This window comes from Streptomyces sp. NBC_01463 (assembly GCA_036227345.1).
GTDB lineage: Bacteria > Actinomycetota > Actinomycetes > Streptomycetales > Streptomycetaceae > Streptomyces.
In genome coordinates, this window is record CP109468.1 from 3737310 (window position 1) to 3756993 (window position 19684).

The window sequence follows — 19684 nt, forward strand, 5'->3', positions numbered from 1 at the left end:
GCTACCTCACGAAGACTCCGGCCTGGCTCGCCAGGTCCAGGAAGTACTGCGGGGCCAGGCCCAGCACCAGGGTGACCGCGACTCCGACCGCGATCGTGGTCATCGTCAGCGGGGACGGGACGGCGACCGTGGGGCCGTCCGCCTTCGGCTCGCTGAAGAACATCAGCACGATGACCCGGATGTAGAAGAACGCCGCGATCGCCGAGGAGATCACACCGACGACGACCAGTCCGCCCGCGCCGCCCTCGGCCGCGGCCTTGAACACCGCGAACTTCCCGGAGAAGCCCGAGGTGAGCGGGATACCGGCGAACGCCAGCAGGAACACCGCGAAGACCGCGGCGACCAGCGGGGAGCGCCGGCCGAGTCCGGCCCACTTCGACAGGTGCGTCGCCTCGCCGCCCGCGTCCCGCACCAGGGTGACGACGGCGAAGGCGCCGACCGTCACGAAGGAGTACGTGGCCAGGTAGAAGAGGACCGAGGAGATGCCCTGCGGGGTGGCCGCGATGACACCGGCGAGGATGAATCCGGCGTGCGCGATCGAGGAGTAGGCCAGCAGCCGCTTGATGTCGGTCTGGGTGATGGCGACGACCGCGCCGCCCACCATCGTGACGATCGCGATGCCCCACATGACCGGGCGCAGGTCCCAGGTGAGGCCCGGCAGCACCACGTACAGCAGGCGCAGCAGCGCGCCGAACGCGGCGACCTTCGTGGCCGCGGCCATGAAGCCGGTGAGCGGGGTCGGGGCGCCCTGGTAGACGTCCGGGGTCCACATGTGGAACGGGACGGCGCCGACCTTGAAGAGCAGGCCGGTCAGGATCATCGCGCCGCCGATGAGCAGCAGTGCGTCGTTGCCCATGGTGTCGGCGAGCGCGGGGTCGATCTGCTGGATCGAGCCGTCGACGACGGTGGCGATCTGCGCGTACGAGACGGAGCCCGCGTAGCCGTAGAGGAGGGCGATCCCGAAGAGCAGGAACGCCGAGGAGAAGGCGCCGAGCAGGAAGTACTTCACCGCGGCCTCCTGCGACAACAGCCGCTTGCGGCGGGCGAGGGCGCACAGGAGGTAGAGCGGGAGCGAGAAGACTTCCAGGGCCACGAAGAGCGTCAGCAGATCGTTGGCCGCCGGGAAGACCAGCATGCCGGCCACCGAGAACAGGACCAGCGGGAAGACCTCGGTGGTGGTGAACCCGGCCTTGACGGCGGCCTTCTCGCTGTCGCTGCCGGGCACCGAAGCGGCCTGGGCCGCGAAGGAGTCGACCCGGTTGCCGTGCGACTCGGGGTCGAGCCGCCGCTCGGCGAAGGTGAAGACGGCGACCAGTGACGTCAGCAGGATGGTGCCCTGGAGGAACAGGGCGGGTCCGTCGACGGCGATGGCGCCCATCGCGGCGATGTGTGCCTTTGTCGTACCGTATCCGGCGGCCGCCAGGCCGATCACCGCGGCGAACGCGGCGACCAGGGCGGCGACGGTCAGGAAGACCTGCGTGTAGTAGCGGGCCCGGCGCGGCACGAAGGCCTCGACGAGCACGCCCAGGACGGCGACTCCGATCACGATCAGGACCGGGGTCAGCTGGGTGTACTCGATGACCGGGGCCTTGAACTTCTCGTCCGGGGCGGCCGATGTCACCCCGCCCGCCATTGTCCACAGGCTGTGGACAGCTGTTGCGCTCACTTGGCGGCCTCCACCTCGGGCTGGGGGTCCTTCTTCTGTACGTCGGACATGGTGTGCTGCACCGCCGGGTTGACGATCTCCGTCAGCGGCTTCGGGTAGACGCCCAGGAAGATCAGCAGTGCGATCAGCGGGACGACCACCACCAGCTCACGGACCTTGAGGTCCGCCATGCCCTGGACCTCGGCCTTGACCGGTCCCGTCATCGTCCGCTGGTAGAGGACGAGGACGTAGATCGCGGCGAGCACGATCCCGGTGGTGGCGATGATGCCGACCGCCGGATACGCGGCGAACGCGCCGACCAGGACCAGGAACTCACTGACGAACGGGGCGAGCCCCGGCAGCGACAGCGTGGCCAGGCCGCCGATCAGGAAGGTGCCGGCCAGGACCGGGGCCACCTTCTGCACTCCGCCGTAGTCGGCGATGAGGCGCGAACCGCGCCGGGTGATCAGGAAGCCCGCCACCAGCATCAGCGCGGCCGTCGAGATGCCGTGGTTGACCATGTACAGCGTCGCGCCCGACTGGCCCTGGCTGGTCATCGCGAAGATGCCCAGGATGATGAAGCCGAAGTGCGAGATCGACGCGTAGGCGATCAGCCGCTTGATGTCGCGCTGACCGACGGCGAGCAGCGCCCCGTACACGATGCTGATCAGCGCCAGGACCAGGACCACCGGGGTGGCCCACTTGCTGGCCTCCGGGAAGAGCTGGAGGCAGAAGCGCAGCATCGCGAAGGTGCCGACCTTGTCGACGACCGCGGTGATCAGCACGGCGACCGGGGTGGTCGCCTCGCCCATGGCGTTGGGCAGCCAGGTGTGCAGCGGCCACAGCGGGGCCTTCACCGCGAAGGCGAAGAAGAACCCGAGGAAGAGCCAGCGCTCGGTGCCCGTCGCCATGGTCAGCGAGCCGTTGGCCCGGGCCTCGGCGATCTCGGAGAGCGAGAACGTCCCCGCGACCACGTACAGCCCGATCACCGCGGCCAGCATGATGAGGCCGCCGACCAGGTTGTACAGGAGGAACTTCACGGCCGCGTACGAACGTTGCGCGGCGGCGTTCTCGTCGCTCCCCGAGTGGGCCCGGTCCCCGAAGCCGCCGATGAGGAAGTACATCGGGATGAGCATGGCTTCGAACAGGATGTAGAAGAGGAAGACGTCGGTGGCCACGAAGGACAGGACCACCATCGCTTCGACCATCAGGATCAGGGCGAAGAAGCCCTGAGTGGGGCGCCAGCGAGAGGAGTTGGTCTCCAGCGGGTCCGCGTCGTGCCAGCCCGCCAGGATGACGAAGGGGATCAGCAGGGCGGTGAGCGCCATGAGCGCCAGCCCGATGCCGTCCACGCCCAGTTCGTACCGGACGCCGAAGTCCTTGATCCAGGCGTGCGATTCGGTGAGCTGGTAGCGGCTGCCGCCGGGCTCGAAGCGGACGAGCGCGATGCCCGCCAGCACCAGGGTGCCCAGCGAGAAGGCCAGCGCCAGCCACTTGGCGGCGGTGCGCCGGGCGGCCGGGACGGCGGCGGTGGCGATCGCGCCGATCGCCGGGAGCGCCGCCGTCGCTGTCAGGAGAGGAAAGGACATGTGATCAGACCGCCCTCATCAGCAGGGTCGCGGCGATGACGACCGCCGTACCGCCGAACATCGAGACCGCGTAGGAGCGGGCGTAGCCGTTCTGCAGTTTGCGCAGCCGGCCGGAGAGCCCGCCCATGGACGCGGCCGTGCCGTTGACGACGCCGTCGACCAGGGTGTGGTCGACGTAGACCAGGGAGCGGGTGAGGTGTTCGCCGCCGCGGACCAGGACCACGTGGTTGAAGTCGTCCTGGAGGAGGTCGCGGCGGGCCGCCCGGGTGAGCAGCGAGCCGCGCGGGGCGACCGCGGGCACCGGCCGGCGGCCGTACATCGCCCAGGCGATGGCGACACCGATGACGAGCACCACCATGGTGGCGGCGGTGACGGTGGTCGCGCCGACCGGGGCGTCCCCGTGGTCGTGGCCGGTGACGGGCTCCAGCCAGTGCAGGAAGCGGTCGCCGATGGAGAAGAAGCCTCCGGCGAAGACCGAACCGAACGCCAGGACGATCATGGGGATGGTCATGGACTTCGGGGACTCGTGCGGGTGCGGCTCGTGGCCGTCGGCGTCCGGGACCCAGCGCTTCTCGCCGAAGAACGTCAGCAGCATCACGCGCGTCATGTAGAACGCGGTGATCGCGGCGCCCAGCAGGGTGACCGCGCCGAGGATCCAGCCCTCGGTGCCGCCCTTGGCGAACGCGGCCTCGATGATCTTGTCCTTGGAGAAGAAGCCGGACAGACCGGGGAAGCCGATGATCGCGAGGTAGCCGAGTCCGAAGGTGATGAACGTGACCGGCATGTACTTCCGCAGGCCGCCGAACTTCCGCATGTCGACCTCGTCGTTCATGCCGTGCATGACCGAACCGGCGCCGAGGAAGAGCCCGGCCTTGAAGAAGCCGTGCGTCACCAGGTGCATGATCGCGAAGACGTAGCCGATGGGGCCGAGCCCGGCGGCCAGGATCATGTAGCCGATCTGCGACATCGTCGAGCCGGCGAGGGCCTTCTTGATGTCGTCCTTCGCGCAACCGACGATCGCCCCGAAGATCAGCGTGACCGCTCCGACGATGACGACGACCAGCTGGGCGTCCGGTGCACCGTTGAAGATCGCGCCGGAGCGGACGATGAGGTAGACACCGGCGGTGACCATGGTGGCCGCGTGGATCAGGGCCGAGACCGGGGTCGGGCCCTCCATCGCGTCACCGAGCCAGGACTGCAGCGGCACCTGGGCCGACTTGCCGCAGGCGGCGAGCAGCAGCATCAGGCCGATCGCCGTCAGCTTGCCCTCGCTCGTCTGACCGCCCTCGGCGGCATCCAGGACGGGGGCGAAGGCGAACGTGCCGAAGGTGGTGAACATCAGCATGATCGCGATCGACAGGCCCATGTCACCGACCCGGTTGACCAGGAAGGCCTTCTTCGCGGCAGTCGCCGCGCTGGGCTTGTGCTGCCAGAAGCCGATCAGCAGGTACGACGCCAGACCGACGCCCTCCCACCCGACGTACAGCAGCAGGTAGTTGTCGGCGATGACCAGGATCAGCATCGCGGCGAGGAACAGGTTCAGATAGCCGAAGAAGCGGCGCCGGCGCTCGTCGTGCTCCATGTAGCCGATCGAGTAGATGTGGATCAGCGTGCCCACACCGGTGATCAGCAGGACGAAGGTCATCGACAGCTGGTCGAGCTGGAAGGCCACATCGGCCTGGAAGCCCTCGACCGGAATCCAGCTGAACAGCTTCTGGTGCAGCGCGCGGTCCTCGGCGCCCTTCCCGAGCATGTCGGTGAAGAGCACCACGGCGACGACGAACGAGGCGGCGGCGAGCAGGGTGCCGAGCCAGTGGCCCGCGCGGTCGAGCCGGCGGCCGCCGCAGAGCAGCACCACCGCTCCGAGCAGGGGCGCCGCGACGAGCAGCGCAATCAGGTTCTCCACAGTTCAAGCGCCCCTCTACAGCTTCATCAGGCTGGCGTCGTCGACCGAGGCCGAGTGGCGGGAACGGAACAGCGACACGATGATCGCGAGCCCGACCACGACCTCCGCGGCGGCGACGACCATCGTGAAGAAGGCGATGATCTGGCCGTCGAGATTGCCGTGCATCCGGGAGAAGGTGACGAACGCGAGGTTGCAGGCGTTGAGCATCAGCTCCACGCACATGAACACCACGATCGCGTTCCGCCTGATCAGCACCCCGGCCGCGCCGATGGTGAACAGCAGAGCGGCGAGATAGAGGTAGTTGACCGGATTCACTTGGCGACCTCCTCTTCTTCTGCGGTGTCCCGGCCGAGCCGCTCACCGGAGCGCTGCTCCAGTGCCTTGAGGCCGGCCAGCGACTCGTTGGACACATCGCGCATCTGGCCGCGCTTGCGCAGCGTCTGCATGACGGTGAGTTCGGACGGGGTGCCGTCGGGGAGCAGTCCGGCGATGTCCACGGCGTTGTGCCGGGCGTAGACGCCGGGTGCGGGCAGCGGCGGCAGGTGGTTCCCGCGCACGCGGTCCTCGGACATCTCCCGCTGGGTCTTGGCCCGTTCGGTGCGCTCGCGGTGCGTCAACACCATCGCGCCGACCGTGGCGGTGATCAGCAGTGCGCCGGTGATCTCGAAGGCGAAGACGTACTTGGTGAAGATGAGGCTGGCGAGCCCCTCCACGTTTCCGCCGTGCTCCGCGTTGGCCGTGCCGAGTCCGTTGAAGCTGTTCAGCGAGGCGTTGCCGATACCGGCGATCAGGAGGACGCCGAAGCCGAGCCCGCAGCCGGCAGCCAGCCAGCGCTGGCCCTTGAGGGTCTCCTTCAGCGAGTCCGCCGCCGTGACACCGACGAGCATGACCACGAAGAGGAACAGCATCATGATCGCGCCGGTGTAGACGACGACCTGGACGACGCCGAGGAAGTAGGCGCCGTTGGCGAGGTAGAACACCGCCAGGATGATCATGGTCCCGGCGAGGCTCAGCGCACTGTGCACGGCCTTCTTCATCAGCACGGTGGACAGGGCGCCGATCACGGCGACCGTGCCCAGCACCCAGAACTGGAAGGCCTCACCGGTCGAGGTCTGGGAGGCCGCAGCGGCCAGGCCGGTCATGCGTCCACCTCCCGCGTCGAGCCGTTGCTCTCGCTGTCACCGTCGTCCGGCTTCTCGCCCTTGGAGACGGCGGGCTGGCGTTCCGTGCCGGGGGCGGCCTCGGTGACCAGGCCCCGGTAGTAGTCCTGTTCGTCCGTGCCGGGGAAGATCGCGTGCGGGCTGTCGACCATGCCTTCCTCCAGGCCCGCGAGCAGCTCGTCCTTGGTGTAGATGAGGCTCTCGCGGGTGGTGTTGGCGAGCTCGAACTCGTTGGTCATCGTGAGCGCCCGGGTCGGGCACGCCTCGATGCACAGTCCGCAGAGGATGCAGCGCGCGTAGTTGATCTGGTAGACGCGGCCGTAGCGCTCCCCCGGGGAGTAGCGCTCCTCCTCGGTGTTGTCCGCGCCCTCGACGTAGATCGCGTCCGCCGGGCAGGCCCAGGCGCACAGCTCGCAGCCGACGCACTTCTCCAGGCCGTCCGGGTGGCGGTTGAGCTGGTGCCGGCCGTGGAAGCGCGGCGCCGTCACCTTCGGCGTCTCCGGATACTGCTCGGTCAGCCGCTTCTTGAACATGGCCTTGAAGGTCACGCCGAAGCCGGCCACGGGATTCTGGAACTTCTCATCCGGAGTATCCGAGGACCCGGAAGCCTGCGTGGGCTTCGCCGGCCTCTTGGACCCCGGCGACTCAGACAGTTCAGACACCGCCGGCCTCCTTTCCGTCGCTCGGAATTCCGTCACTCTGAGTATCCACGCCGCCACTGACAACGAGCTCCCGCTCGCGGCGCGGCCTGCGCCGGGGCACGGGCGGCAGGGTCTGTCCGGGCAGCGGTGGCACCGGGAATCCGCCCGCCATCGGGTCGAACGCCGGCTCCGGTTCCGCCCGGGCGGCGGCTTCCCTGCCCTTCCGGTCCCGGAAGATGTCGACCACGAAGGAGATCAGCAGGACCGCGATCACGGCCCCGGCCACGTAGAGCAGGATCCTGGAGAAGTCGTAGCCCTCGTTGCGCAGCGCCCGCACCGTCGCGACCAGCATCAGCCAGACGACGGAGACCGGGATCAGGACCTTCCAGCCCAGCTTCATCAGCTGGTCGTAGCGGACCCGGGGCAGCGTGCCGCGCAGCCAGATGAAGAAGAACAGCAGCAGCTGGACCTTGATGACGAACCAGAGCATGGGCCACCAGCCGTGGTTCGCGCCCTCCCAGAAGGTGCTGATCGGCCACGGGGCCCGCCAGCCGCCCAGGAACAGGGTCGTGGACACCGCGGAGACGGTCACCATGTTGACGTACTCGGCGAGCATGAACATCGCGAACTTGATCGACGAGTACTCGGTGTTGAAGCCGCCGACCAGGTCGCCCTCGGACTCCGGCATGTCGAACGGGGCGCGGTTGGTCTCCCCGACCATGGTGATGATGTAGATGATGAAGGAGACCGGCAGCAGGATGATGAACCAGCGGTCCTCCTGCGCCTCCACGATCTTCGAGGTCGACATCGACCCGGAGTAGAGGAAGACGGAGGCGAACGCGGCACCCATCGCGATCTCGTAACTGATCATCTGGGCGCACGAGCGGAGCCCGCCGAGCAGTGGGTACGTCGAACCGGAGGACCAGCCCGCCAGCACGATGCCGTAGATCCCGACCGAGGCGACCGCGAGGATGTAGAGCATCGCGATCGGCAGGTCGGTGAGCTGCATCGCCGTACGGTGCCCGAAGATCGAGACCTCGTTGCCGGACGGTCCGAACGGGATGACCGCGATCGCCATGAACGCCGGGATCGCCGCGATGATCGGGGCGAGGACGTAGACGACCTTGTCCGCCCGCTTGACGATGACGTCTTCCTTCAGCATCAGCTTGATGCCGTCGGCGAGCGACTGGAGCATGCCCCAGGGGCCGTGCCGGTTGGGACCGATGCGCAGCTGCATCCAGGCGACGACCTTGCGCTCCCACACGATGGAGAAGAGCACGGTCACCATCAGGAACGCGAAGCAGAAGACCGCCTTGATGACGACGAGCCACCAGGGGTCGGTGCCGAACATCGACAGGTCCTCGGCGGCGAGCACGGCGCCGTGCGGTGCCGCGGCCAGTTGAGCGAAGGCACTCACGCCCCCACCTCCGGTGTGACGTCGGGAGTACCGGGTGCGGCGGGGCCGATCCGGACCAGGCCGCCGGGCTGGACACCGGTGCCCGCGGGGACACCCCGCCCGACGGAGTTCAGCGGCACCCAGACCACCCGGTCCGGCATCTCGGTGACCTGAAGCGGCAGTTGCACGCTGCCCGCCGGGCCGGATACGGACAGCACGTCGCCGTCCTTGACGCCGGTCTCGGCGGCGGTGTCGGCGGAGAGCCGGGCGACCGCGGCGTGCCGGGTCCCGGCCAGCGCCTCGTCGCCCTCCTGGAGCCGGCCGAGGTCGAGCAGCATCCGGTGGCCCGCGAGGACCGCCTCGCCGTCGCCGGGCCGGGGCAGCGGCTGCGCCGAGACGCGCGGGTCGTCCGCGTGCGTGCCCTGCGAGCCGCCGAGCCGGTCCAGTTCGCGGCGCACGGACTTCAGGTCCGGCAGCGCGAAGTGGACGTCCAGCGCGTCGGCCAGCATGTGCAGCACCCGGGCGTCGCCCGGGGCGAGGTTCCGCGTCATCTGCTCGGGCTTCAGCGCGGCCTCGAACATCCGCGCCCTGCCCTCCCAGTTGAGGAAGGTGCCGGACTTCTCGGCGACCGCGGCGACCGGGAAGACCACGTCGGCCCGGTCGGTGACCTCGCTGGGGCGGAGCTCCAGCGAGACCAGGAACCCGACCTGGTCCAGGGCCTCCAGGGCCCGGGCCGGATCGGGCAGGTCGTCCGTCTCGACACCGGCGACGAGCAGCGCGCCCAGTTCGCCGGTGGCCGCGGCCTCGACGATCTGGCCGGTGTCGCGGCCGAAGCGGGACGGGAGTTCGGCGACGCCCCAGACGGCCGCCACCTCGTCCCGGGCCCGCGGGTCGGTGGCCTGGCGGCCGCCGGGCAGCAGCGACGGGAGCGCGCCCGCCTCCACCGCACCGCGCTCGCCGGCCCGGCGCGGGATCCACACCAGGGTGGCCCCGGTCGCGGTCGCCGCCCGCACCGCGGCGGTCAGCCCGCCGGGCACTCCGGCCAGCCGCTCACCCACCACGATCAGGGCGCCCGCACCGCGCAGCGCCTCGGCCGCGGCGGCTCCGTCGCCGTCCAGGCCGACACCGCCCGCGATGGCGTCCAGCCACTCCGTCTCGGTGCCGGGGGCGGCCGGCAGCAGCGTGCCGCCCGCCTTCGTCAGACCGCGGGTGGCGTGCGAGGCGACGGCGTAGGTGCGCTGTCCGCTCTTGCGGTTCGCCTTGCGCAGCCGCAGGAAGACGCCGGGCGCCTCCTCCTCGGACTCGAAGCCGACCAGCAGCACCGCCGGGGCCTTCTCCAGCGAGGTGTACGTGACCCCTCTGCCGTCCAGGTCCCGGCCGCGCCCGGCGACGCGGGCGGCCAGGAAGTCGGCCTCCTCGCCGCTGTGCACCCGGGCCCGGAAGTCGATGTCGTTGGTGTCCAGCGCGATCCGGGCGAACTTGCTGTACGCGTACGCGTCCTCGACGGTCAGCCGGCCGCCCGTGAGGACGCCGGTCCTGCCGCGCGCGGCGGAGAGTCCGGCGGCCGCCGCGGCCAGCGCCTCGGGCCAGCTCGCCGGCTCCAGCTCACCGGACTCGCCCCGCACCAGCGGGGTGGTGAGCCGGTCGCGCTGCTGCGCGTAGCGGAAGCCGAAGCGGCCCTTGTCGCAGAGCCATTCCTCGTTGACCTCGGGGTCGTTGGAGGCCAGGCGCCGCATGACCTTGCCGCGCCGGTGGTCGGTGCGGGTGGCGCAGCCGCCGGCGCAGTGCTCGCACACCGAGGGCGACGACACCAGGTCGAAGGGGCGGGAGCGGAACCGGTACGCCGCCGAGGTCAGCGCACCGACGGGGCAGATCTGGATGGTGTTGCCGGAGAAGTACGACTCGAACGGGTCGCCCTCGCCGGTGCCGACCTGCTGGAGCGCGCCGCGCTCGATCAGCTCGATCATCGGGTCGCCCGCCACCTGGTTGGAGAACCGGGTGCAGCGGGCGCAGAGCACGCACCGCTCACGGTCCAGCAGCACCTGGGTGGAGATCGGGACGGGCTTCTCGTACGTGCGCTTCTTCCCGTCGAAGCGGGAGGTCGCGTCGCCGTGCGACATCGCCTGGTTCTGCAGCGGGCACTCGCCGCCCTTGTCGCAGACCGGACAGTCCAGCGGGTGGTTGATGAGGAGCAGCTCCATCACGCCGCGCTGCGCCTTGTCGGCGACCGGCGAGGTGATCTGCGACTTGACGACCATGCCGTCGGTGCAGGTGATGGTGCAGGACGCCATCGGCTTGCGCTGGCCCTCGACCTCGACGATGCACTGGCGGCAGGCGCCGGCCGGGTCGAGGAGCGGGTGGTCGCAGAAGCGCGGGATCTCGATGCCGAGGAGTTCGGCGGCCCGGATGACCAGGGTGCCCTTGGGCACGCTGATCTCGATGCCGTCGATGGTCAGCGTGACGAGGTCCTCGGGCGGGAGCGCCGCCTCGCCGCCCCCGGAGGGCGCACTCGTGGTGACTGTCATGCGTTCACCCCCTGGGATGCGTTCTTGTCGTCGGCCCAGACGGTCGACCTGGCGGGATCGAAGGGGCAGCCCTTGCCGGTGATGTGCTGCTCGTACTCCTCGCGGAAGTACTTCAGCGAGGAGAAGATCGGCGAGGCGGCGCCGTCGCCGAGGGCGCAGAACGACTTGCCGTTGATGTTGTCGGCGATGTCGTTGAGCTTGTCGAGGTCGGACATCTGGCCCTTGCCGGCCTCGATGTCGCGCAGCAACTGGACCAGCCAGTACGTGCCCTCACGGCACGGCGTGCACTTGCCGCAGGACTCGTGGGCGTAGAACTCGGTCCAGCGGGTGACGGCCCGCACCACGCAGGTGGTCTCGTCGAAGCACTGGAGCGCCTTGGTGCCGAGCATGGATCCGGCGGCGCCGACACCCTCGTAGTCGAGGGGCACGTCGAGGTGCTCCTCGGTGAACATGGGGGTGGAGGAGCCGCCCGGGGTCCAGAACTTCAGGCGGTGGCCGGGGCGCATGCCGCCGCTCATGTCGAGGAGCTGGCGCAGCGTGATGCCGAGCGGGGCCTCGTACTGGCCGGGTCCCGAGACGTGCCCGCTGAGCGAGTACAGCGTGAAGCCCGGGGACTTCTCGCTGCCCATGGACTTGAACCAGTCCTTGCCCTTGTTCAGGATCGCGGGAACCGAGGCGATGGACTCGACGTTGTTCACCACAGTGGGGCAGGCGTACAGGCCTGCGACCGCGGGGAAGGGCGGGCGCAGCCGGGGCTGGCCGCGGCGTCCTTCGAGCGAGTCGAGGAGCGCGGTCTCCTCACCGCAGATGTACGCGCCGGCGCCCGCGTGCACGGTGAGTTCCAGATCGAGTCCGGAGCCCATGACGTTCGTGCCGAGATAGCCCGCCTCGTACGCCTCGCGCACGGCCTCGTGCAACCGCCGCAGTACGGGGACGACTTCGCCGCGCAGGTAGATGAAGGCGTGCGAGGAGCGGATCGCGTAACAGGCGATCACGATGCCTTCGATCAGGCTGTGCGGGTTGGCGAAGAGGAGCGGGATGTCCTTGCAGGTCCCGGGCTCCGACTCGTCGGCGTTGACCACCAGGTAGTGCGGCTTGCCGTCGCCCTGCGGGATGAACTGCCACTTCATCCCGGTGGGGAAGCCGGCGCCGCCGCGGCCGCGCAGACCGGAGTCCTTGACGTACGCGATGAGGTCGTCCGGGGACATGGTGAGGGCCTTGCGCAGCCCCTCGTACCCCTCGTGGCGGCGGTAGGTCTCCAGGGTCCAGGACTCGGGCTCGTCCCAGAAGGCGGAAAGGACCGGCGCGAGAAGCTTCTCGGGACTGGTCCCGTTCTTGTCGATTTCGGCGGCCAACGTCATCACTCCCCCTCCTCGGCGGCGGGGCCGGCCGGGTGGTCCGGGTCGGACGCCGAGGTCTGCTGCGGTGCGTCGTGGGAGCTGAGGTGCTCGGCGCCCTTCTGCGGTTCGTCGCGCGGGGCCTCGTCGCGAGGCGTCTCGCCGCGCGGGCTCACGACACGGGCCTGCGGTGCGGCCTCGCCCCTGGCCAGCTTCAGGCCGATGAGCGAGGCGGGTCCGGCGCCGCCGGAGGCCTCCACCGCGCCGGGACGCTCGTCGGGGAAACCGGCCAGGATGCGGGCGGTCTCCTTGTACGAGCAGAGCGGGGCGCCACGGGTCGGCTCGACGGTGCGGCCGGCGATCAGGTCGTCGACGAGCCGCGTCGCGCTCTCGGGCGTCTGGTTGTCGAAGAACTCCCAGTTGACCATCACGACGGGCGCGAAGTCGCAGGCCGCGTTGCACTCGATGTGTTCGAGGGTGACCTTGCCGTCCTCGGTCGTCTCGTCGTTGCCGACGCCGAGGTGCTCCTTGAGCCTGTCGAAGATGGCGTCGCCGCCCATCACCGCGCAGAGCGTGTTGGTGCAGACACCGACCTGGTAGTCGCCGCTGGGCTTGCGCCGGTACATCGTGTAGAAGGTGGCGACCGCGGTGACCTCGGCGGTGGTGAGGCCGAGCTGCTCGGCGCAGAAGGCCATGCCCGTACGCGAGACGTACCCCTCCTCGGACTGCACGAGGTGCAGCAGCGGCAGCAGCGCGGAGCGGCTGCCGGGGTAGCGGGCGATCACCTCCTTCGCATCCGCTTCGAGCCTGGCGCGCACCTCGGCCGGGTAGGCGGGGGCGGGGAGCTGCGGCATCCCCAGACTGACTTCGCTACGTGCTTCGGTCACCGGTCGACGCCTCCCATCACGGGGTCGATGGATGCGACGGCGACGATGACGTCGGCGACCTGGCCGCCCTCGCACATCGCCGCCATGGCCTGGAGGTTGGTGAAGGACGGGTCGCGGAAGTGGACCCGGTAGGGGCGGGTGCCGCCGTCCGAGACGACGTGCACGCCGAGTTCGCCCTTGGGCGACTCGACGGCGGTGTACGCCTGCCCGGGCGGGACCCGGAAGCCCTCGGTCACCAGCTTGAAGTGGTGGATCAGGGCCTCCATGGAGGTGCCCATGATCTTCTTGATGTGGTCGAGCGAGTTGCCGAGGCCGTCCGGTCCGAGCGCGAGCTGCGCGGGCCAGGCGATCTTCTTGTCGGCGACCATGACCGGGCCCGGCGCGAGCCGGTCGATGCACTGCTCGATGATCCGCAGCGACTGGCGCATCTCCTCCAGCCGGATGAGGAAGCGGCCGTAGGAGTCGCAGCTGTCCGCCGTGGGGACGTCGAACTCGTAGTTCTCGTACCCGCAGTAGGGGTCGGTCTTGCGCAGGTCGTGCGGGAGCCCGGCGGAGCGCAGGATCGGGCCGGTGGCGCCGAGCGCCATGCAGCCGGTCAGGTCGAGGTAGCCGACGTCCTGCATGCGGGCCTTGAAGATGGGGTTGCCGGTGGCGAGCTTGTCGTACTCCGGCAGGTTCTTCTTCATGGTCTTCACGAACTCGCGCAGCTGGTCGACCGCGCCCGGGGGCAGGTCCTGGGCGAGTCCGCCGGGGCGGACGAACGCGTGGTTCATCCGCAGGCCGGTGATCAGCTCGAAGAGATCGAGAACGAGTTCACGATCGCGGAAGCCGTAGATCATGATCGTGGTGGCGCCGAGCTCCATGCCGCCGGTGGCGATGCACACCAGGTGCGAGGAGATCCGGTTGAGCTCCATCAGGAGCACGCGCAGGACGGTGGCCCGGTCGGGGATCTGGTCCTCGATGCCGAGGAGCTTCTCGACCCCCAGGCAGTACGCCGTCTCGTTGAAGAACGGCGTCAGGTAGTCCATGCGCGTGACGAAGGTGGTGCCCTGGGTCCAGTTCCGGAATTCGAGGTTCTTCTCGATGCCGGTGTGGAGGTAGCCGATGCCGCAGCGGGCCTCGGTGACGGTCTCGCCGTCGATCTCCAGGATCAGCCGGAGCACGCCGTGCGTGGACGGGTGCTGGGGACCCATGTTGACGATGATGCGCTCGTCGTCGGACTTGACCGCCGATTCGACGACCTCGTCCCAGTCGCCGCCGGTGACTGTATATACAGTCCCCTCGGTCGTGGCTCGGGGCGTTGCATGGGGAGTGGTCATCAGGAGTACGACCTCCGCTGGTCCGGAGCCGGGATCTGAGCGCCCTTGTACTCGACGGCGATGCCGCCGAGCGGATAGTCCTTGCGCTGGGGGAAGCCCTGCCAGTCGTCCGGCATCATGATCCGGGTGAGGGCGGGATGCCCGTCGAAGACGAGCCCGAAGAAGTCGTACGCCTCGCGCTCGTGCCAGTCGTTGGTCGGATAGACCGCGACGAGGGACGGGACGTGCCGGTCGCTGTCCGGTGTGGACACCTCCAGCCGGATCAGCCGGCCGTGGGTGATCGAGCGCAGGTGGTAGACGGCGTGCAGCTCGCGTCCCTTGTCACCGGGGAAGTGGACGCCGCTCACCCCCGTACAGAGCTCGAAGCGCAGCGCGGGGTCGTCGCGCAGGGTGCGGGCCACGGCCGGCAGGTGCTCGCGGGCGATGTGGAAGGTGAGCTCGTCGCGGTCGACGACCGTCTTCTCGATGACGTTCCCGGGGAGCAGGTCCTGCTCCTCCAGGGCCCCTTCGAGCTCGTCGGCCACCTCGTCGAACCAGCCGCCGTACGGCCGGGCGGTGGCGCCCGGCAGCGCGACGGTGCGGACGAGACCGCCGTAGCCGGAGGTGTCGCCGCCGTTGTCGGCGCCGAACATCCCCTTGCGTACGCCGATGACCTCGCCGTGCTCGTCGCGCGGGGCGGGAACGCCGTTGGCGCTCTGCTCGGCGCCGTTGTCGTGCTCGCTCATCGCAGCAGCCCCTTCATCTCGATCAGGGGCAGTGCCTTGAGCGCCGCGTCCTCCGCCTCGCGGGCGGCCTCCTCCGCGTTGACCCCGAGCTTGGAGCCCTGGATCTTCTGGTGGAGCTTGAGGATCGCGTCCATCAGCATCTCGGGCCGCGGCGGGCAGCCCGGCAAATAGATATCAACCGGGACAATATGATCAACACCCTGAACAATGGCGTAATTATTGAACATTCCGCCCGATGACGCGCAAACCCCCATGGAGATGACCCACTTGGGGTTCGGCATCTGGTCGTAGACCTGCCGCAGGACGGGCGCCATCTTCTGGCTGACCCGCCCTGCCACGATCATCAGGTCCGCCTGCCGCGGCGATCCGCGGAAGACCTCCATGCCGAACCGGGCCAGGTCGTAGCGCCCGGCCCCCGTCGTCATCATCTCGATGGCGCAGCAGGCGAGGCCGAAGGTGGCCGGGAAGACGGAGGACTTCCGTACCCAGCCGGCGGCCTGCTCGACAGTGGTCAGCACGAAGCCGCTGGGCAGCTTCTCTTCGAGTCCCATATGTGCCCCTCAGCCCCTCAGTCCCATTCCAGGCCGCCGCGACGCCACACATACGCGTAGGCGACGAAGACGGTGAGCACGAAGAGCAGCATCTCGACGAGCCCGAAGATCCCCAGGGCGTCGAAAGTGACCGCCCAGGGATAGAGGAAGACGATCTCGATGTCGAAGACGATGAAGAGCATCGCCGTCAGGTAGTACTTGATGGGAAAGCGGCCGCCTCCGGCTGGAGTGGGGGTGGGTTCGATACCGCACTCGTACGCTTCGAGCTTGGCCCGGTTGTACCGCTTGGGACCGATTAGCGTGGCGCTGACCACGGAGAAGATCGCAAACCCTGCCCCGAGGGCGCCGAGCACGAGGATGGGCGCGTAGGCATTCACGCTCCTCGCTCCTTCCAGTCGTCCTTGACCGTTGGACCGCATCGGGCGACCTGGCTCGCCACCTCACCAAGATCGTGCACATGTGAGGCAGTTCACAAGCCCGACTGCCCCGCATCCTATGCCTGCCGTCCTGTGATCTGCGACACGGGGTACGACAACGTCTTTGTGATCTCCACCACCTGACGAACGATCATGAAGTCGGATGAGCGGTGATCTTCGTACACGAAGCGGCCGAGTGATCACGAGACGTGACATCTGGTGCCGTTACCGCTGGTCAAAGAGGTGTCGCCCTATCAAGCGGACGCACACTCCGCCAAATTGGCGATGGACGCGATGGGGTGATAAAGGGATCTGCCCCACTCTGGGAAGACCGGGGGTCACTCGCGCGGGGTCCGGGACGGAACGAAGTGGACACACCGCGACATCCACCCCCTTACGGGCGAATGGGCAGCCGCGGCCCGCCAGTTCCCCGGGGCCGGGACGCCTCCCCCCGAAGCCGGCTTCACGCCGACGGGGCGTTCCGCGCGCGAGGCGCTCGTATGCCCGTCACGCGGAGACCATGCTGTGACCTGCGTCACTCCACCAGGTCGCCCACAGAAGCGGGCTTGGCCATCGGTGTGAACGGATGGTAAGTGACGGGCAATTCGGGCGTATTACCGAAAGCCCGTGATCACAGCCGTGATCAGCCATGCCCGTTTTGACCGTTACGGCGTCAATAAAGGCCTCCGGAAAGCGGATTCACAGATTCCGGACGTAACTGTGTCGCAACACACGTTTCTTGATGGGACCCCTGAGGCCCTGATAGCGCTAGTACCCATGTCCCACACCGCTCTCATACCCAGCCACCGGAAGCCCCGCCGAAACGCCTCGAAGACGGCGCTGCGGGCCGGAGTTGCCGGTGGCGTCCTCAGCACCATCGCGGTCGCTGGCGCTGCCGGGCCGGCCCAGGCCGAGCCGGTGACCCAGACGATCGAGATGCCGACCATCACGGCCGGGCTCTCCACCACCGTCGCGGCATCCGCCGAGGCCACCCAGCAGGTCGCCCTGGACCTGGAGACGCAGGCCAGCGAGGACGCCGCGGCCACGACCGCCGCCAAGGCCGCCAAGAAGGCCAAGGCCGAGGCCGTCCGCAAGGCAGAGGCCAAGAAGAAGGCCGAAGCGGCCGCCAAGGCCAAGGCGGAGGCCGCCGAGCGCGCCTCCCGCAGCGCCGCGCGCACGACGCTCAGCACCACCTCCGGCTCCTCCTCCTCGGGTTCCTCGTCGTCGTCCGCCTCGACGCCGGTCTCCTCCTCCGCCACGGGCTCCGCAGCGGCCGTCGTCTCCTTCGTGCAGATGCAGGTCGGCGACGCGTACGTGTCCGGCGGCACCGGCCCCAACTCGTGGGACTGCTCCGGCCTCGTCCAGGCCGCGTTCCGCTCGGTGGGCGTCGACCTGCCGCGCGTCTCGCAGAGCCAGTCGACCGCGGGCACCCAGGTCTCCCTGAGCAACCTCCAGCCGGGCGACATCCTGTACTGGGGCGGCGCCGGCAGCGCGTACCACGTCGGCGTCTACGTCGGCGGCGGCCAGTTCGTCGGGGCACAGAACTCCTCCACCGGTGTGGTGCAGAAGTCCCTGGACTACGACCCGCCGTCGGGCGCGGTCCGCGTCCTCTGAGTTCACGGATTCACAAGCGCCTCGGCGCACTTCGAAGGGCCGCCGCTCCCCCGCTCGGGAGCGGCGGCCCTTCGCCGTGACCGGCGAGAACGCGACCTGCCCCCCGGTGGCGGCCGTCGACGTCGCGAACCTGCCGGACTCCGTGCACCGGAGCTTGTGAACTGGGGCCCGTAGGGGCGGACAGCCCGCCCCACCGAGCACAGGACGGCCCCGCCGGGGTCGCGGGGTGGCCGGGAACTTCCTCGGCGGCACCCTGGTCGCACACCGCCCGCGCCCGGCGTTCGGGGCGGCCGCCGCGACGATCGCCACCGCGACGGCCCTGCTGCCCGTCCTGGGCCGCGGCGGGGCGGGGCGGGCGCCTGCGTCCTGCTCGCGGTCCGGGGGCTCGTGGTTCCGCTCCCCGACACCCGTCAGGAGCGCGGAGCCACCTTCGTCAGCCCGTTGATGATGCGGTCCATCGCGTCGCCGCCCGTCGGGTCGGTGAGGTTGGCGAGCATCTTCAGGGTGAACTTCATCAGCAGCGGGTGCGTCAGGCCGCGCTGGGTGGCGACCTTCATGACCTTCGGGTTGCCGATCAGCTTCACGAAGGCGCGGCCCATCGTGTAGTAGCCGCCGTAGGTCTCCTTGAGCACCTTCGGGTAGTTGTTCAGGGCCAGTTCGCGCTGGGCCGGGGTGGCGCGGGCGTGGGCCTGGACGATGACGTCCGCGGCGATCTGGCCCGACTCCATGGCGTACGCGATGCCCTCGCCGTTGAACGGGTTGACCATGCCGCCCGCGTCACCGACGAGCAGCAGGCCCTTGGTGTAGTGCGGCTGCCGGTTGAACGCCATCGGGAGGGCGGCGCCGCGGATCGGCATCGTCATGTTCTCGGGGGTGTAGCCCCAGTCCTCCGGCATCGAGGCGCACCACGCCTTGAGGACCTCTCGCCAGTCCAGCTCCTTGAAGGCGGAGGAGGAGTTGAGGATGCCGAGGCCGACGTTGGAAGTGCCGTCACCCATGCCGAAGATCCAGCCGTAGCCGGGCAGCAGCCGGTCCTCGGCGCCGCGCCGGTCCCAGAGTTCGAGCCAGGACTCCAGGTAGTCGTCGTCGTGGCGGGGCGAGGTGAAGTACGTACGGACCGCGACACCCATCGGCCGGTCCTCGCGGCGGTGCAGTCCCATCGCCAGCGAGAGCCGGGTGGAGTTGCCGTCGGCGGCGACGACGAGCGGGGCGTGGAAGGTGACCGGGGTCTTCTCCTCGCCGAGCTTCGCGTGCACGCCGGTGATCCGCCCGGTGCGCTCGTCCGTGATCGGGGCGCCGACGTTGCAGCGCTCGTACAGCCGCGCGCCGCCCTTCTGCGCCTGGCGGGCCAGCTGTTCGTCGAAGTCGTCGCGCTTGCGGACCAGTCCGTAGTCCGGGTACGAGGCGAGGTCCGGCCAGTCGAGCTGGAGCCGGACGCCGCCGCCGATGATGCGCAGGCCCTTGTTGCGCAGCCAGCCGGCCTCTTCGGAGATGTCGATGCCCATGGAGACGAGCTGCTTGGTGGCGCGCGGCGTGAGGCCGTCGCCGCAGACCTTCTCGCGAGGGAAGGCGGTCTTCTCCAGGAGGAGGACGTCGAGTCCGGCCTTGGCGAGGTAGTACGCGGTCGTGGAGCCGGCGGGACCCGCCCCGACGACGATCACGTCCGCGCTGTGCTCGGAGAGGGGCTCGGTCACGGCGGGGTCTCCCGAAAACTCGACGACATTGCGTATGCGGGCAGTCTATGGGGGACATCCGGAGCCGGAAGGGCGGGTGGGCCGCGGCCGGAACCGGTCCGCACATCGGTCCCCTCACGTGGCCGATCCCGGTGCGATCATCATCCGTGACCATCAAGAAGATCATCACTTGGCGCGGCTCCCTCGTCGCCGCCGCGCTCGCCCTGCTCGTGGAGATCGACCCGGCTGCCTCCGCGCTCACCCTGGAGAGCATCGTCGGCACGGGGGACGCGGACTGAC

17 protein-coding genes are annotated in these 19684 nt (G+C 69.3%); 2 read left to right on the forward strand and 15 right to left on the reverse strand.

The window, feature by feature from the left end; genetic code table 11:
- Position 1 precedes the first annotated feature (1 nt).
- From nuoN to OG521_16540, 14 genes are all read right to left on the reverse strand, one after another.
- Complete coding sequence (nuoN, locus tag OG521_16475) at positions 2-1666, reverse strand: NADH-quinone oxidoreductase subunit NuoN (protein ID WUW22308.1); 1665 nt, start codon at positions 1664-1666, stop codon at positions 2-4.
- A complete protein-coding gene (locus OG521_16480; GenBank protein WUW22309.1) occupies positions 1663-3234 on the reverse strand; it encodes an NADH-quinone oxidoreductase subunit M in 1572 nt (523 codons plus the stop codon). Before OG521_16480 ends, nuoN begins: the two co-directional genes overlap by 4 nt.
- A 4-nt stretch (positions 3235-3238) precedes the next feature.
- Entirely contained in the window at positions 3239-5140 is a 1902-nt protein-coding gene (gene nuoL / locus OG521_16485) for an NADH-quinone oxidoreductase subunit L (GenBank protein ID WUW22310.1), read from the reverse strand.
- Positions 5141-5155: 15 nt separating this feature from the next.
- The gene (gene nuoK / locus OG521_16490; protein ID WUW22311.1) at positions 5156-5455 is read right to left on the reverse strand and encodes an NADH-quinone oxidoreductase subunit NuoK; all 300 of its coding nucleotides are present in this window, start codon (positions 5453-5455) and stop codon (positions 5156-5158) included.
- Positions 5452-6282: an NADH-quinone oxidoreductase subunit J gene (locus OG521_16495; protein WUW22312.1), complete on the reverse strand. Its 831-nt coding sequence runs from the start codon at positions 6280-6282 to the stop codon at positions 5452-5454. Before OG521_16495 ends, nuoK begins: the two co-directional genes overlap by 4 nt.
- Positions 6279-6863: an NADH-quinone oxidoreductase subunit NuoI gene (gene nuoI / locus OG521_16500; protein WUW26697.1), complete on the reverse strand. Its 585-nt coding sequence runs from the start codon at positions 6861-6863 to the stop codon at positions 6279-6281. The genes OG521_16495 and nuoI overlap by 4 nt, the downstream gene beginning before the upstream one ends.
- Positions 6864-6954: 91 nt before the next feature.
- Positions 6955-8358 carry an NADH-quinone oxidoreductase subunit NuoH gene (gene nuoH / locus OG521_16505; GenBank protein ID WUW22313.1) on the reverse strand — a complete coding sequence of 468 codons (1404 nt, stop codon included), beginning with the start codon at positions 8356-8358 and terminating at the stop codon, positions 6955-6957.
- Positions 8355-10862 carry an NADH-quinone oxidoreductase subunit G gene (locus OG521_16510; GenBank protein WUW22314.1) on the reverse strand — a complete coding sequence of 836 codons (2508 nt, stop codon included), beginning with the start codon at positions 10860-10862 and terminating at the stop codon, positions 8355-8357. Before OG521_16510 ends, nuoH begins: the two co-directional genes overlap by 4 nt.
- A complete protein-coding gene (gene nuoF, locus OG521_16515; GenBank protein WUW22315.1) occupies positions 10859-12226 on the reverse strand; it encodes an NADH-quinone oxidoreductase subunit NuoF in 1368 nt (455 codons plus the stop codon). Before nuoF ends, OG521_16510 begins: the two co-directional genes overlap by 4 nt.
- Positions 12223-13053, reverse strand: a complete 831-nt coding sequence (nuoE, locus tag OG521_16520; protein WUW26698.1) for an NADH-quinone oxidoreductase subunit NuoE — start codon at positions 13051-13053, stop codon at positions 12223-12225. The genes nuoF and nuoE overlap by 4 nt, the downstream gene beginning before the upstream one ends.
- Before the next feature lie 29 nt (positions 13054-13082).
- Positions 13083-14405 (reverse strand): NADH-quinone oxidoreductase subunit D, encoded by a 1323-nt coding sequence (locus tag OG521_16525; protein ID WUW22316.1) that lies wholly within the window; start codon positions 14403-14405, stop codon positions 13083-13085.
- On the reverse strand, positions 14405-15130 hold the full coding sequence (locus tag OG521_16530; protein ID WUW22317.1) for an NADH-quinone oxidoreductase subunit C: 726 nt from the start codon (positions 15128-15130) through the stop codon (positions 14405-14407). The genes OG521_16525 and OG521_16530 overlap by 1 nt, the downstream gene beginning before the upstream one ends.
- The gene (locus tag OG521_16535) at positions 15127-15681 is read right to left on the reverse strand and encodes an NADH-quinone oxidoreductase subunit B (GenBank protein ID WUW22318.1); all 555 of its coding nucleotides are present in this window, start codon (positions 15679-15681) and stop codon (positions 15127-15129) included. The genes OG521_16530 and OG521_16535 overlap by 4 nt, the downstream gene beginning before the upstream one ends.
- A gap of 17 nt (positions 15682-15698) precedes the next feature.
- Positions 15699-16058 carry an NADH-quinone oxidoreductase subunit A gene (locus tag OG521_16540; protein ID WUW22319.1) on the reverse strand — a complete coding sequence of 120 codons (360 nt, stop codon included), beginning with the start codon at positions 16056-16058 and terminating at the stop codon, positions 15699-15701.
- Positions 16059-16874: 816 nt separating this feature from the next.
- On the opposite strand from OG521_16540, the gene OG521_16545 reads away from it, so the two are divergent.
- Complete coding sequence (locus tag OG521_16545) at positions 16875-17711, forward strand: C40 family peptidase (protein WUW22320.1); 837 nt, start codon at positions 16875-16877, stop codon at positions 17709-17711.
- Positions 17712-18121: 410 nt separating this feature from the next.
- Here OG521_16545 and OG521_16550 read toward each other — a convergent pair whose 3' ends face one another.
- Entirely contained in the window at positions 18122-19405 is a 1284-nt protein-coding gene (locus OG521_16550; GenBank protein WUW22321.1) for a geranylgeranyl reductase family protein, read from the reverse strand.
- A gap of 146 nt (positions 19406-19551) precedes the next feature.
- Here OG521_16550 and OG521_16555 point away from each other — a divergent pair, with 146 nt between their 5' ends.
- Positions 19552-19683: a hypothetical protein gene (locus OG521_16555; protein WUW22322.1), complete on the forward strand. Its 132-nt coding sequence runs from the start codon at positions 19552-19554 to the stop codon at positions 19681-19683.
- Position 19684: the final 1 nt, after the last annotated feature.